Genomic DNA, 13,782 nt, shown 5'->3' with positions numbered 1-13,782 from the left:
CCGATCCAGCAGCGTTACCGCTGGTCAAACGCCGAAAGCGGAACCCTCACCGCCCCAGCGGACCTCACACGGTCGAGGACGCGACACACCCGCTCGAACGTCACCCGCGGGCGGGCAGAACAGCTCGGGCACGGCATCACGACCACGTCCCCCATCTGCCCCTGATCCAACGACAGGCGCGCCCCGCCCCGCTCCACGTGGGGATGCCCTGCCCCCTCATCCGACGCCCCCGGCGCGTACCCCCGCATCGTCGAGAGGGTCCACCCGTCAGCACCGGGGAGCGCCAGCAGCAGCCGCTTCGGGCGCTCGTGCTTCATGCACACGACCCGCACCGCCCCCTCCGGCACCTCGAGCTTGCCGTTCAGCTCGCGGAACAACCTCTCGCGCACCTTGTGCTCCCCGGTCACGACGTCACCCCCCTCCACTCGATCTGCACCGTCTCGGGCCGGAAGTACGAGTCACCCGGCGCCCACCCCTTCGGCCGCCCCCGCCCCGACTTGTCCAACGTCACCACCACAAGCGCGTCGAGGACCGCACGCCGCCGGGCTAGGTCCGCGTCCATGAATCGCTCACCCGGGTCGGGAGCATCGGCGATGCCGCTCAGAGCCGACCCCTGGTACGCCGCGGCGATGCGCTCGCGGACCCCCTCGAGCTCGGCGCGCAGCACCTTCGATCCCGCCGCGAGCTGCAACGAGTCGATGACGCCCGCGGCGTAGCCCTTGGCGAGTCGGTTGAGCCGGTCTCTCAGGACCGTCGTGCGGAGCTCGAGGGCGGGCACGTCGACGCCCGGCGCGGCGGCGACGGCGAGCGCGTCGGCGAAGTCGGGTCGGCGGAGACGCTCGATGATGACGCCCGTGACGAGGTCGTCAACCTCGAGCATTCCGCGGGACACACACCCAGGACGGCAGCGGTACACGAGGAGCTGATTCGCGTGCCCGCCGACCACGGTCCCTCCACACACGGCGCAGCGGAACAGGCCGGACCCCAGGTACTTCCGTTCGGGGCCGGGACTTGTCCGACGCCCGGGGTCGCTCAACAGGTCCACGAGGGCACGCCACTGCTCCTCGGGAACGATGGCCGGCCACGCCGCGGCGCCGACGATCGCCCCACGGTGGACCATGAGGCCCGCATTCCTCGGGCGCAGGAGCATCGCCCGCAGCGACGACTGCCCCCACTGGCCGCCCGTCGAGGTCGGCACACCCTCCCGGTTCCACCGGGCCACAAGTCCGCGCACGGACCCCCCGGCGAGAATCTCCGCCGTCGCCTCCCGTACCCGAGCCGCTTCGTCCTCACGGATGATGAGACCGCCCGGCTCGTACCCGTACGGTCGCCGCCCACCCAGGGGCGTCCCGGAAAGCGCCCGTTGGTCCTTGGCGCGGCGAGCACGTTCGCTCACCCTCTCGGCCTCGGCGGCGTCGACGCTGGCCTTGATCCGGGCGATCATCCGGCCGTCGGCGGTGCCCAGGTCGTCATCCCCGGACACGACGGTGCGGATCCGCACGCCGTGCCGTTCGTGCAGCACGATCAGATCCTCGAGCTCGAGCGTGCGGCGCGTGAGGCGGCTGTTCGAGTACGCCAGGATCGTGCCGAACCGGCCCTCTCGCGCCCCGTCGAGCAGCGCCTCGTATCCGGGGCGGCGTCGCTTGCGGCTGCGGGTCGATGCGCCGATGTCGTTGTCGGTGAACACCTCGACCACGCTCAGCCCGAGCCGATCGGCAAGGGCGCGGCAGTCCTCCTCTTGGCGCCCGACGCCCATCGCTCGGCCGTCGGCGTCGCGGGAGATGCGCGCGTAGATCGCTGCCCGGTTGTTGGTCATGGCTTAAGTATGTACCCGCTTGACATTGCCCCTCGGCATCGCCATCGCCGTGCTCGTCGCCGCCGAGAAGGCACCGGCACGGGTCGTCGACGAGATCGTCCACCTCGGCGAGCTCGGGCTCGACGGGTCCGTCCGGCCCGTCACCGGGGTCCTGCCGCTCGTCCTCGCCGCCCGCCGCGCCGGCTACGAGAAGGTCGTCGTCCCCGTCGAGAACATGCGGGAGGCCGCCCTCGTCTCCGGGGTCCAGGTCATCGGCGCGTCCTCGCTCGCCCAGATCGTCGGGCGGCACCTCGCCGTCGAGAAGGGCACCGACGTCGAGGACGCGACCCCACCGCCCGAGGTCGCCGCCCTCACCCCGCGACAGCGCGATCTCGCCGAGGTGGTCGGCCAGCCCGAGGCCCGCCTCGCGCTCGAGGTGGCGGCGGCCGGCGGGCACCACCTCTTCATGGTCGGGCCGCCCGGGGCCGGAAAGACGATGCTCGCCGAGTGCCTCCCGGGACTCCTACCCGATCTGCCCGACGAGCAGGCGCTCGAGGTGTCCGCCGTCCACTCCGTCCTCGGCCTCCTCGCCGGCGGGCACCTCGTCCGACGCCCCCCGTTCGTCGCACCCCACCACGGCGCCTCGCCCGCCGCGATCATCGGTGGCGGCAGCGGCATGGTCCGCCCGGGTCTCATCTCCCAGGCCCACGCCGGGGTCCTCTTCCTCGACGAAAGCCCCGAGTTCTCGGCCCGGGTTCTCCAATCCCTGCGTCAACCGCTCGAATCGGGAGAGGTCGTCGTCGCGAGGCAGAGGTCGGCGGCGCGGTTCCCCGCCCGGTTCCAGCTCGTCCTCGCCGCCAACCCGTGCCCGTGCGGCAAGGCCCACGGCAAAGGCCTCGACTGCTCCTGCTCGCCGCGGGCGCGACGCGACTACCTCGGCAAGCTCGCGGGGCCTCTCCTCGACCGGGTCGACCTCCAGCTGCGCGTATCGGCCGTCACCCGCCCAGCGCTCGCCGAGGCAGGCGGTGAGTCGAGCGCCGTCGTCGCCGCCCGCGTCGCGACCGCGAGGAAGGCGCAGCGCGTCCGGCTCGCCGACCTGGGCCTCCACCTCAACGCCCACGTCCCCGGGCCCGCCCTGCGGGGGACGAGGATGCGCCTCTCCAAGGCCGTCACCGGAGATCTCGACCGCGCCCTCGATCGGGGGATGCTCACCCTCCGCGGGTACGACCGCGTGCTCCGCATCGCGTGGAGCGTCGCCGACCTGCGGGGCGGGGACTCACCCGGCCGCGACGACGTGGGCCTCGCCCTGGGACTCCGCACCCAGGCAGGGGTCGCCGCATGACCGCCCCTCCTGCGACCGGCCCCTCCCACCCCGACGGCGCCCCATTCCCGATCCAGGAGACCCCACGATGACCTCCACCTCGCCCGGCACGGTCGGGCCCCAGGACGCGTCCCGCGCCGCCACGGTTCTCCCGGGCCTCGGCCACCCCGTCCTCGACGCCGTCGAAGCAGGACTCGACGGTCTCGACCCCGAGGTCCTCGCGCGGGTCGCCTGGAGCGCGCTCGCGGAGCCCGGCGATCCCGTCGCCTCCCGCCTCGTCCGCGAGCTCGGCGCCGTCGGGGCCCTCCGTGCATTGCTCGGCCGCAGCGAGAGCGCCCTCGACCGGTTCCGGCCGCGGCTCACCCGCCTCGACCTCGCCTCGGTCCTCGACGACACCGCCGCGTGCGCTGCGCGCCTGCTCGTCCCCACCGATCCCGAATGGCCGCTCGGACTCGGTGATCTCGCGTGCCCGCCGCACGTCCTGTGGGTCCGCGGACCGCTCGATCTCGGCGCGGCGATGCGCCGGTCCGTCGCCGTCGTCGGTGCGCGAGCCGCCACGGCGTACGGCGAGTCCGTCGCCGCCGACATCGCCGCCGGGCTCGCCGAACGCGACGTCACCGTCGTCAGCGGCGGGGCGTTCGGCATCGACGCCGCCGCCCACCGTGGTGTCCTCGCGGTCGGGGGACGTACGGTCGCCGTCCTCGCCGGGGGCGTCGACCGCCCCTACCCGGCCGCGCACCACCGCCTCCTCGGCCACGTCGCCGACACCGGCGCACTCGTGAGCGAGATGCCTCCCGGAGCGACGTCGCTCCGCTCGAGGTTCCTGCTCCGCAACCGTCTCATCGCGACGATGACGCTCGGCACCGTCGTCGTCGAGGCGGGCCGCCGCTCCGGCTCCCGCAACACCGCGGGCACGGCCGCCGCCCACCACCGGGTCGTCGTCGCCGTCCCCGGACCGGTCACGTCCATCGCCTCCGTCGGATGCCACGAGATGATCCGGTCCGGCATGGCGCAGCTCGTCACCGACGCCGACGAGGTCGTCGAGCTCGTCGGCGTCATGGGGGAGGACCTCGCCCCCGAGACGCCCGTACCCCGCCGCCCCGGCGACGGCCTCGACGGCGCCGACCGGGGCGTGTTCGAGGTCCTGCCCCGCCGCAAGGCCGCCGACGTCGAACGGCTCAGCGTGCTCGCCGGGGAGACCGAGAACACCGTCCGCGCCGCCCTCGGACGTCTCGAACTCCTCGGCCTCGCCCGCCGCACCGACGACGGCTGGCGACTCGCGTGACCCTCCCACGCGCCCATGCGTCGTCGTCGCCGCGCCCTCCTCGAAGGAACGCGGCGCGCCGAGATCACCGCATCCGTCGTACGGCGCAGACCGTCGAGCAGGACGACGGCCCCGGCGGGCGGTTGCCCTCTTTCCGCGTCCGGTCCGTCGTCGAGGACGCCGCCCCGAACCCGTGGGCTCGACCGCCCCCGCCTTCTCCACCCCCACCTACTCCACCCGCGCCGCGCCCCCCGCGCCGCGACCCCCCGAACCGCGCCCCCCGGCACCGCGACTTCCCCGCGCCGCGACCCCCGCACCCCGTTCCCCGCCTTCACCCATCCGGCTCGTTCACGGGTGGTCGGCCTTCGTGTGAACTCGGGAGATCGGTGAGGCCCGCGTGCCGCGTTGGCATGGCACTCGTCCCTCTGCGACGGTGAGGACATGACACGTGGGGAGGGCGACGAGCGGGTGCTCGCGGCGTTCGTCCGTCACCTCGAGGCGGAACGCGGCCGGTCGCCGCACACAGTGCGTGGCTACCGCCAGGACGTCGCCTCGCTCCTCGCGTTCGCCCGAACCATCCAGGGCAGCGGCGACGGGCTCACGGCGTTCACCCTCGAGGTCCTGCGAGCCTGGCTCGCCGACGGGGCCGCACGCGGGGACGCCCGTTCCACGACGGCCCGCCGCTCCGCCTCGGCCCGCGCGTTCTCCCGCTGGGCGGCCCGTGAAGGGCACCTCGACACCGACGTCGCCGCCCGGCTCGTCTCGCCCCGCCGCGGCCGACCCCTCCCGAGCGTCCTCCGCGTCGACCAGGTCGAATCCCTCCTCGACGGCCCCCGGTCCTCGGCGCGCGGGTCCGCGCCCGTCGCTCCCCGGCCCGAGACCGACGGTTGCGGCGGCCCCCCAGGACACGGCGACCCCACGCGCGACCTCCTCACGCATGACCTCTCCGACGGCGACCCTCCCCCACGCGAGGACGCCACACACGGTGTCCCCACGCGCGACGACGCGACGTGCCGTACCACCCCGTCCGCCACCACGACGCTCAGTGATGCGATCGCCGTTACCCCCGAGGACGATCCCGTCGACGCGGCCGTCCGTCTCCGCGACCAGGCGGTCCTCGAACTCCTCTATGCGACGGGATGTCGCGTCGGTGAGCTCGTCGGTCTCGACGTCGACGACGTCGACCTCCACGAGAGGACCGCCCGGGTCGTCGGCAAAGGCGACAGGGAGCGCGTCGTCCCGTTCGGCACCCCCGCGAGGGACGCCGTGCGGCGGTGGCTCACCGACGGCAGGCCCCACCTCGCCACGGCGCACAGCGGGCCCGCGCTCCTCCTCGGCGTGCGCGGCGGGCGGCTCGACCCGCGGCGCGTGCGCGAACTCGTCCACCGGGCGACCGCAGGGGAGGGGCTCCCGGATCTCTCGCCGCACGGGCTCCGACACTCCGCCGCGACGCACCTCCTCGAAGGTGGCGCCGACCTCCGCACCGTGCAGGAACTCCTGGGCCACGCGAGCCTCTCGACCACACAGATCTACACTCACGTGTCGACCGACCGGTTGCTGCGGTCCTACACGCAGGCACACCCGCGGGCGTGATCGCCGCAGATGCAGGGGCGCCGGCGTGGCGCCGATCCGACCGACGGATCCGGGGACGAGCGAGGAACGGGGCAGGACGATGACGACGAGTGCGACCGGTCGACGACGGGGACGGGCCGCGGTGGGCGCGGCCCTGCTCCTCGCAGGCTGTGGCGCCGGCGCGAACGGCCCCGGAGCGCCCACCCCCGGTGCGACGTCGGCCTCGTCGATGCCCGCCGTGTCGGGGACTCCGCAGACCGCCTCCTCGTCGCCCACCACGGCGCCCACCCCGGGGGAGATCTCTGCGACCGCCGGAGACCCCGCGGATCTCACCGTGCCCGAGTCCGCCTCGGGAAGGACCCGCGTCGTCCCCGTCCCCGGCGCCGACACCCCGGCGGCGGAGGCCCCCGGCCACGTCGTGCGGTACACCGCCGAGGTCGAGGAGGGGCTGGAGGAGATCGCCGCGGGGTTCCCCGCCGCCGTGCGGGCCGACCTCACCGACGCCCGCGGCTGGCAGAAGAAGGACGGAGTCCGATTCGTCAACGTCTCGCCCTCCCGACATGAGGCCGGGGTGCGGCCCGATATCCGGATCCAGTTCGCGAGCCCGCGCCTCGTCGACGAGGTCTGTGCCCCGATGCGCACGGGCGGGCGTCTCTCCTGCCACCACCACGGCAAGGTGATGATCAACGCGTGGCGGTGGGTCCACGGTGCGCCCACGTACGGCGACGATCTCGCGAACTACCGCATCTACCTGGTCAACCACGAGGTCGGGCATGCGATCGGTCACAGCCACCGCTCCTGCCCGGGCAAGGGCGCCGAGGCACCCGTCATGCTTCAGCAGACACTCCGTCTCGAGGGCTGCCGGCCGCACCCCTACCCGGTTCCGGGCGCGCGCTGACCCGAGACGTCCCGCCCGTGCGTCGCCCGTGGCGGGACCGACCCTTCTCGCGGGGTCCACAACCTGACCCGGCCGCCGAGCAGGCTCATCGGGTCGACGTACGTCTCGTCCCGACGGGCTCCCCAGTGCAGGCATCCCGTCGCCGCGCAGTGCGACGACGCGGCGGGCCCGAGGTCTCCGAGGACCTCGCCGCGGCGGATCGTCGCGCCGACGGCCACGGCGGCGACGACCGGTTCGTACGTCGTCCGCAGGATCCCCACACCGTCCGGGGCCACGTGGTCGACGGAGACGACGGCGCGGCCCGCGACCCTGCCGACGAAGGCGACCCGTCCGTCGGCCGGAGCGAGCACGGACGTCCCCTCCGCCGCGACGAGGTCGACACCCCGGTGACCGGGGAGCCACTTCTGTGCCGGCGCGTCGAAAGGTCTCGCCACCTTCGGCGGGACGACCGGAGCCGTCCACGGGACCGACGTGTCACCGGGCGGCGGGGGACCCCCGGTGGTGCGTCCCGGAGCGGCGGCGGCACCCCGCCCGGGTGTCCGGACGGACGGGGTCGCCGGGGGAGACGAGCCCGCCGCCTGGATGGGCCGTGGCGAGGGCGACGGCGACGGCGACGGCGGGGGCGAGGTCGTCGCGGAGGCGGCCGTTCCGGCCGAGGCGGCGGACGGGCCGGGGTCGGGCGTGTGTGCCCGCGCCTGCGACCGCTCGGAGGACGAGGCCGTGGGTGGCGCCGGCGACGACGGGGAGGACCGGCCGCCGTGCGCGGTGGACGGGGCCGCCCCGGGCGCAGGGAGGGACGTCGCGGCAGGCCGTGGGGTCGGTGGAGGTGCCGCGACGTGAGGGCCGAGGCCGGCGGCCGCAGCGGCCGAGGTCGGGAGGAGGAGCCCGGCGGCGAGGAGCGCGGGGGAGAGCTTCACCCGGTGAGGATGCGGTGAGGACGCCGTCGCCCGGACCACCCGACGGTGGACCGGTGGACGGCGCGCGACGTCTCGTCCGCCTGTGGAGGGCCGCCCCCCGTTCCGTGGCGACCCGAGGTAGCGACCCGAGGTGGCGGCGGCGGTGCGGGTGGCGGGGGTGATCCCGGAGCGGGCGCGGCCTCAGCCGCGTCCGAGCACGGCACCGAGGCGACGCAACCCCTCGGCGATGATCTCCTCGCGCTTGCAGAACGCGAAGCGGACGAGCGGGGCGGTCGCCTCGACCTCGGCTCCGGTGACGAACGAGGCGGCAGGGATGCCCACGACGCCGTGCTCCTCGGCGAACGCGGTCGTGCCGGTGAGGGCGTCGTCGAGGCCGAGCGGGGACAGGTCGGCGAGGACGAAGTACGTCGCCTCGGGGTGGTTCGTCCGGATGCCGAGGTCGGCGAGACCGGTGAGAAGCTGGTCGCGCCGGGCGCGGAGTTCGTCGGCGGTGACCGCGTAGGCCGCGTCGTCCATCGCGAGGCCGTGGGCGATCGCGTACTGGAACGGCCCGGAGGTCGTGAACGTGAGCCACTGCTTCATCGAGGTGACCGCGGCGAGGCCCTCGGCCGGGCCGGTGATCCACCCCACCTTCCATCCCGTCATGGAGAACGTCTTGCCCGCCGAGGACATCGTGAGCGTGCGGTCGGCGGCCTCGGGCAGGGTCGCCATCGGCACGTGGGGGGTGTCGTCGAGGACGAGGTGCTCGTAGACCTCGTCGGTGAGGATCCACGCGTCGTGGCGGCGGGCGAGCTCGGCGATCAGGCGGAGCTCGTCGCGGGTGAACACCTTGCCTGTGGGGTTGTGCGGGGTGTTGAGGACGACGAGTCGCGTGCGGTCGGAGAACGCGGTGGCGAGGGCCTGCTCGTCGACGGCGTGGTCGGGGAACCGCAGCGGCACGGTGCGCAGCGTGCCGCCGGCGCGGGCGACCATCGGCGGATAGCAGTCGAAGTACGGCTCGAACGTGACGACCTCGTCGCCGGGGCGGACGAGCGCGAGGATCGCGGCGGCGATGCCCTCGGTCGCGCCGGCGGTGACGAGCACCTCGGTCTCGGGGTCGACGTCGAGACCGTAGAAGCGGCGCTGGTGGTCGGCGATGGCCCGGCGGAGCTCGGGGAGCCCCGTCCGGGGGGCGTACTGGTTCTGCCCGCCGCGGATCGCCTCGCACGCGAGGTCGACGAGGAACTGCGGCCCCTCGACGTCGGGGAACCCCTGCCCGAGGTTGACGGAGTTCGTGCGGAGCGCGAGGGCACTCATCTCCGAGAAGATCGTCGAGGCGTAGGGGGCCATCACGGGGACGAGCGGGTTCTCCATGCGGCGAGGCTAGCGGGCGGGACGGGGCGGCGGGCGGGGCGGTGGAGGGACCCTCGGCGGAGGCGGGGTGTGGTCTCGCGAGGGCCGGCCCCGGACGTGGCTCGTCCGCCCCCGCGGATTCGCCTCCGTGCCGTTCCGACCACTAGAATGGAGCCCACCACCACTGTGTCGTGTCGCGGCTCACCGCCTCGACCCGGGCCTGGCGGTGGAATTCGCGTGCCCCACACCGGGCCCGTCCGTCCCTTCGCGGAACGGACGCGACCGGGACGTCCCGCCGCAAGGTCCGCCCCTCCTCGGAGGAGCGGTGGCGGGCGCCGGGAGCACCAGGCGCTCCGTCCGCACTCCCGCGGCGGGGCGATGAACCGGTACGAACGAGAAGGAGACCTCGGCATGGCCGTCGTCACCATGCGCCAGCTCCTCGAGAGCGGCGTCCACTTCGGGCACCAGACGCGTCGCTGGAACCCCAAGATGAAGCGCTTCATCATGACGGAGCGCAATGGCATCTACATCATCGACCTGCAGCAGACGCTCACCTACATCAACGACGCGTACGAGTTCGTCAAGCAGACCGTCGCGCACGGTGGCACGGTGCTCTTCGTCGGCACGAAGAAGCAGGCCCAGGAGGCCATCGCCGAACAGGCGACGCGCGTCGGGATGCCGTACGTCAACCACCGCTGGCTCGGTGGCATGCTCACCAACTTCCAGACGGTCTCCAAGCGCCTCACGCGCCTCAAGGAGCTCGAGGAGATCGACTTCGACGACGTGGCCGGCAGCGGTCGTACGAAGAAGGAGCTCCTCGTCCTCCGTCGCGAGAAGGAGAAGCTCGAGAAGACCCTCGGCGGTATCCGCGACATGCAGAAGGTGCCCTCGGCGGTCTGGATCGTCGACACGAAGAAGGAGCACCTCGCTGTCACCGAGGCGCGCAAGCTCAAGCTCCCGGTCATCGCGATCCTCGACACGAACTGCGACCCCGACGAGGTCGACTACAAGATCCCGGGCAACGACGACGCCATCCGCTCCGTCACGCTCCTCACGCGCGTCGTCGCCGACGCCGTCGCCGACGGTCTCATGACCCGCAACCAGGGTTCCTCCTCCGAGGACGCCGCCCAGGCCGAGCCCATGGCCGAGTGGGAGCGCGAGCTCCTCGCCGGCGAGAAGGCCGCCGACGCGACCGACGCCGCGGCTCCTGCGGCCGAGGCCACCGAAGCCAGCGCCGAGACGACGACCGAGGACCCGGCGCAGTCCGCCGCCCTCGCCGAGGCCACCGAGCCCGAGGCCGCTGCCGCGGCGGGGGTCGAGCAGGCCGACGGCGAGCAGGCCTGAGGTCTCTCGCTCGCACCCCCCTTCCGACTCGAACAGATAGGGATTACGCATGGCGAACTACACCGCCGCTGACATCAAGGCGCTCCGTGAAGCCACGGGCGCCGGGATGATGGACGTCAAGAAGGCGCTCGACGAGGCCGAGGGCGACAAGGCCAAGGCCACCGAGATCCTTCGCGTCAAGGGCCTCAAGGGCGTCACCAAGCGTGAGGGCCGCAGCGCCTCCAACGGCCTCGTCACCGCTCACGTCGACGGTGGCGTCGGCACGCTCGTCGAGGTCAACTGCGAGACCGACTTCGTCGCCAAGGGCGAGAAGTTCGGCGAGCTCGCCGCCAAGGTGCTCGACGCGGCCGTCACCTCCGGTGCGTCCGACGCCGACACCCTCCTCGCGACCGAGGTCGAGGGCAAGAGCGTCAAGACGCTCCTCGACGAGGCCAGCGCGGGCATCGGCGAGAAGATGGAGATCCGTCGCGTCGCGCGCGTCGAGGCCCCCAAGGTCGTCTCCTACCTCCACAAGACGAGCCCCGACCTGCCCCCGCAGATCGGTGTCCTCTTCGGCTACGAGGGTGACGACGACTCCGTCGCGCACGACGTCGCGATGCACGTCGCCGCGTTCAGCCCGACCGTGATGACGCGTGAGGAGGTCTCCGAGGAGATGGTCGCCAACGAGCGTCGAATCGCCGAAGAGACCGCTCGCGAGGAGGGCAAGCCCGAGCAGGCTCTGCCCAAGATCGTCGAGGGTCGCGTCAACGGCTTCTTCGCCGAGAACGTCCTTCTCGACCAGAAGTTCGCGAAGGACCAGAAGAAGCAGGTCAAGAAGGTCCTCGAGGAGGCCGGTGTCACGGCCAAGGGCTACGCGCGTCTGCGCGTCGGCTCCTGATCGTCTACCTCTCCTCACGACGGAGCCCGTCGCCCCTCTCGGGGCGGCGGGCTCCGTCGCGTCCGGGGCGGGTGACATCCGCCACCCTCGGGGCGGCCGCCATGGTTTGGGACGAGCCGGGCGCCGATGGGAGGATGACCTGGACTCGACTGACAGGGAGAAACCCGTGACCGACACCCCGCGTGCGTACCAGCGTGTGCTGCTCAAGCTCTCCGGCGAAGCGTTCGGCGGAGGATCGATGGGGGTCGACCCCGACGTCGTGCGGGGGATCGCGCGGCAGATCGCCGAGGCCGTCCGTGAGGGCGTCCAGGTCGGCGTCGTCGTCGGCGGCGGCAACTTCTTCCGTGGCGCTGAGATGCAGGAGCGCGGAATGGAGCGGTCCCGCGCCGATTACATGGGCATGCTCGGCACCGTGATGAACTGCCTTGCGCTGCAGGACTTCCTCGAGAAGGAGGGCATCGACACGCGTGTGCAGACGGCGATCACGATGGGCCAGGTCGCCGAGCCGTACATCCCGCGCCGTGCGATCCGCCACCTCGAGAAGGGCCGCGTCGTCATCTTCGGCGCCGGTGCCGGCATGCCGTACTTCTCCACCGACACCGTCTCTGCGCAACGCGCCCTCGAGATCGGCTGCAACGCGGTGCTCATGAGCAAGAACGGCGTCGACGGCGTCTACGACTCCGACCCGCGCATCAACCCCGACGCGCAGAAGCTCGACCGGCTCTCCTACGACGAGGCCCTCGCCCGCAATCTCAAGGTCGTCGACGCTGCGGCGTTCAGCCTGTGCATGGAGAACGGCCTGCCGATGATCGTGTTCGCGATGCAGGGCGAGTCGACGATCTCCCGGGTTCTCCGCGGCGAGGCGCTCGGCACGGAGGTCTACGCGGGCTGACACGGCACCACAGCCTCGGGCGCCCCGCCCCGATCCACATCACCCCGGTCCATGCCCGGCGAGACGCGCGGACGTCTGACAGCATGGGATCCACCCGTGCCGACATCCGGCACGGCGAGCGAACGTGACAGTGAAAGGCACCCACATGTTGGACGAGACGATGTTCGAGGCCGAGGAGAAGATGGGCAAGGCCATCGAGGTGGCCAAGGAGGACTTCGCCTCGATCCGCACCGGTCGCGCGAACGCGGCGATGTTCGACAAGCTCCTCGTCGAGTACTACGGCGCCCCGACCCCGATGCAGCAGCTCGCGTCGTTCCAGTCGCCGGAAGCGCGCACGATGCTCATCACGCCGTTCGACAAGGGCGCGATGGCGAACATCGAGAAGGCGATCCGTGAGTCCGACCTCGGCGTCAACCCGAGCAACGACGGCCACTCGATCCGCTGCATCCTCCCCGAGCTCACCGCGGAGCGCCGCAAGGAGTACGTGAAGATGGCGCAGCGCAAGGGCGAGGAGGCCAAGGTGGCCATCCGCAACGTGCGTCGTCACGCCAAGGACCAGATCGACCGCGCCGTCAAGGACGGGGAGATCGGTGAGGACCAGGGCGTGCGCACCGAGAAGGAGCTCGAGGCCATGACGAAGAAGCATGTCGACCTCGTCGACGAGCTCCTCAAGGGCAAGGAGACCGAGCTCTCCGAGGTGTGAGCCGGCCGACGCGAGAGATGCTGACACGGGACATGACGGCCCCTCCGACCACGAAGCGACCGCCGAGCAAGGCCGGACGCAACCTGCCCGTCGCCATCGGCGTCGGCGTGGGTCTCGGTGCGCTCATCCTCGCGAGCCTCTTCATCGTCCGCTGGGGATGGCTCGTCCTCGTCGTGCCGGCGCTCGGCATCGGCGTGGTCGAGCTGTCCCGAGCGTTCGCCTCGGGGCGGTTCTCGGTACCGGTGGTGCCAATCCTCCTCGGCACGGTGGCGATGCATCTCGGGGCGTACTTCGGTCGTGGCCCGGGCCTCATGGTCGCGTTCGGAGCGACCCTCCTCGCGATCGTCACGTGGCGCAGTGTCCTCGGCATCGGCCGGGCCACGCGTGACGTGAGCGCGGGGGTGTTCATCGCGGCGTATGCGCCGTTCCTCTCGGCGTTCCCCACCCTCATGCTCACCGAGGAGGACGGGCAGTGGCGGGTCGTGACGTTCGTCCTCGTGACGATCTGCAGCGACATCGGCGGGTACGCGGTCGGTGTCGTCGCGGGGCGTCACCCGATGGCGCCCTCGGTGAGTCCGAAGAAGTCGTGGGAGGGGCTCGCCGGCTCGGCCGTGAGCTGTCTCGTCGCGGGGATGGTCGCCGTCCCGCTGCTACTCGGGGGGCCGGTGTGGGTCGGCGCACTGCTCGGTCTGCTCTCGGTCGCCACGGCCACGCTCGGCGACCTCGCCGAATCGATGCTCAAGCGAGACCTCGGCATCAAGGACCTCGGTGACATCCTCCCGGGCCACGGGGGAATCATGGACCGCATCGACTCGTTGCTGCTCACGGCGCCCGTCGCGTGGCTCGTCATGAGTCTGCTCGTCTGAG

13 protein-coding genes are annotated in these 13,782 nt (G+C 72.5%); 9 read left to right on the top strand and 4 right to left on the bottom strand.

All coding sequences use genetic code 11. From position 1 onward, the window contains the following. Window positions 1-14 precede the first annotated feature (14 nt). On the bottom strand, window positions 15-407 hold the full coding sequence (locus MOPEL_RS01585) for a hypothetical protein (protein WP_040632322.1): 393 nt from the start codon (window positions 405-407) through the stop codon (window positions 15-17). Next, window positions 404-1,816, bottom strand: coding sequence for a recombinase family protein (locus MOPEL_RS01580; RefSeq protein WP_009481094.1), 1,413 nt, complete (start codon window positions 1,814-1,816; stop codon window positions 404-406). The genes MOPEL_RS01585 and MOPEL_RS01580 overlap by 4 nt, the downstream gene beginning before the upstream one ends. A gap of 19 nt (window positions 1,817-1,835) precedes the next feature. Here MOPEL_RS01580 and MOPEL_RS01575 point away from each other — a divergent pair, with 19 nt between their 5' ends. The 4 genes from MOPEL_RS01575 to MOPEL_RS01555 all read left to right on the top strand — a co-directional run bounded on the left by MOPEL_RS01575 (window position 1,836) and on the right by MOPEL_RS01555 (window position 6,850). Further along, on the top strand, window positions 1,836-3,137 hold the full coding sequence (locus tag MOPEL_RS01575; RefSeq protein WP_009481093.1) for a YifB family Mg chelatase-like AAA ATPase: 1,302 nt from the start codon (window positions 1,836-1,838) through the stop codon (window positions 3,135-3,137). A gap of 67 nt (window positions 3,138-3,204) precedes the next feature. After that, window positions 3,205-4,401 (top strand): DNA-processing protein DprA, encoded by a 1,197-nt coding sequence (gene dprA / locus MOPEL_RS01570; RefSeq protein WP_009481092.1) that lies wholly within the window; start codon window positions 3,205-3,207, stop codon window positions 4,399-4,401. A 420-nt stretch (window positions 4,402-4,821) separates the two neighbouring features. Continuing rightward, window positions 4,822-5,973, top strand: a complete 1,152-nt coding sequence (locus MOPEL_RS18690; RefSeq protein WP_040632319.1) for a tyrosine recombinase XerC — start codon at window positions 4,822-4,824, stop codon at window positions 5,971-5,973. A gap of 79 nt (window positions 5,974-6,052) precedes the next feature. Then, window positions 6,053-6,850 (top strand): DUF3152 domain-containing protein, encoded by a 798-nt coding sequence (locus tag MOPEL_RS01555; protein WP_040632318.1) that lies wholly within the window; start codon window positions 6,053-6,055, stop codon window positions 6,848-6,850. Here the strand turns inward: MOPEL_RS01555 and MOPEL_RS17520 are convergent. Both MOPEL_RS17520 and MOPEL_RS01545 read right to left on the bottom strand, forming a co-directional pair. Then, complete coding sequence (locus MOPEL_RS17520) at window positions 6,826-7,284, bottom strand: M23 family metallopeptidase (RefSeq protein WP_051992166.1); 459 nt, start codon at window positions 7,282-7,284, stop codon at window positions 6,826-6,828. The genes MOPEL_RS01555 and MOPEL_RS17520 overlap by 25 nt on opposite strands. A gap of 663 nt (window positions 7,285-7,947) precedes the next feature. Beyond that, window positions 7,948-9,120 carry an aminotransferase class I/II-fold pyridoxal phosphate-dependent enzyme gene (locus tag MOPEL_RS01545; RefSeq protein WP_009481087.1) on the bottom strand — a complete coding sequence of 391 codons (1,173 nt, stop codon included), beginning with the start codon at window positions 9,118-9,120 and terminating at the stop codon, window positions 7,948-7,950. A 390-nt stretch (window positions 9,121-9,510) separates the two neighbouring features. On the opposite strand from MOPEL_RS01545, the gene rpsB reads away from it, so the two are divergent. The 5 genes from rpsB to MOPEL_RS01520 all read left to right on the top strand — a co-directional run bounded on the left by rpsB (window position 9,511) and on the right by MOPEL_RS01520 (window position 13,781). Further along, entirely contained in the window at window positions 9,511-10,443 is a 933-nt protein-coding gene (rpsB, locus tag MOPEL_RS01540; RefSeq protein ID WP_009481086.1) for a 30S ribosomal protein S2, read from the top strand. A gap of 49 nt (window positions 10,444-10,492) precedes the next feature. Further along, window positions 10,493-11,320 (top strand): translation elongation factor Ts, encoded by an 828-nt coding sequence (gene tsf, locus MOPEL_RS01535; RefSeq protein WP_009481085.1) that lies wholly within the window; start codon window positions 10,493-10,495, stop codon window positions 11,318-11,320. A 166-nt stretch (window positions 11,321-11,486) separates the two neighbouring features. Next, a complete protein-coding gene (gene pyrH / locus MOPEL_RS01530; protein WP_009481084.1) occupies window positions 11,487-12,212 on the top strand; it encodes a UMP kinase in 726 nt (241 codons plus the stop codon). A 145-nt stretch (window positions 12,213-12,357) separates the two neighbouring features. Next, entirely contained in the window at window positions 12,358-12,915 is a 558-nt protein-coding gene (gene frr, locus MOPEL_RS01525) for a ribosome recycling factor (protein WP_040632316.1), read from the top strand. Window positions 12,916-12,947: 32 nt separating this feature from the next. After that, window positions 12,948-13,781, top strand: a complete 834-nt coding sequence (locus tag MOPEL_RS01520) for a phosphatidate cytidylyltransferase (RefSeq protein WP_040632346.1) — start codon at window positions 12,948-12,950, stop codon at window positions 13,779-13,781. Window position 13,782 lies beyond the last annotated feature (1 nt).

This window comes from Mobilicoccus pelagius NBRC 104925, assembly GCF_000247995.1.
GTDB classification, from domain to species: domain Bacteria; phylum Actinomycetota; class Actinomycetes; order Actinomycetales; family Dermatophilaceae; genus Mobilicoccus; species Mobilicoccus pelagius.
Note: the sequence above shows the minus strand (reverse complement) of the source record. Positions and strands in the feature narration are given on the sequence as shown.

Bases quoted from the DNA above. Each gene is read 5' to 3' on its own strand.
- tsf (WP_009481085.1), top strand. From the start codon at position 10,493: ATGGCGAACTACACCGCCGCTGACATCAAGGCGCTCCGTGAAGCCACG.
- MOPEL_RS01580 (WP_009481094.1), bottom strand. From the start codon at position 1,816: ATGACCAACAACCGGGCAGCGATCTACGCGCGCATCTCCCGCGACGCC.
- MOPEL_RS01520 (WP_040632346.1), top strand. From the start codon at position 12,948: ATGACGGCCCCTCCGACCACGAAGCGACCGCCGAGCAAGGCCGGACGC.
- dprA (WP_009481092.1), top strand. From the start codon at position 3,205: ATGACCTCCACCTCGCCCGGCACGGTCGGGCCCCAGGACGCGTCCCGC.
- MOPEL_RS01545 (WP_009481087.1), bottom strand. From the start codon at position 9,120: ATGGAGAACCCGCTCGTCCCCGTGATGGCCCCCTACGCCTCGACGATC.
- MOPEL_RS18690 (WP_040632319.1), top strand. From the start codon at position 4,822: ATGACACGTGGGGAGGGCGACGAGCGGGTGCTCGCGGCGTTCGTCCGT.
- rpsB (WP_009481086.1), top strand. From the start codon at position 9,511: ATGGCCGTCGTCACCATGCGCCAGCTCCTCGAGAGCGGCGTCCACTTC.
- frr (WP_040632316.1), top strand. From the start codon at position 12,358: ATGTTGGACGAGACGATGTTCGAGGCCGAGGAGAAGATGGGCAAGGCC.
- MOPEL_RS01555 (WP_040632318.1), top strand. From the start codon at position 6,053: ATGACGACGAGTGCGACCGGTCGACGACGGGGACGGGCCGCGGTGGGC.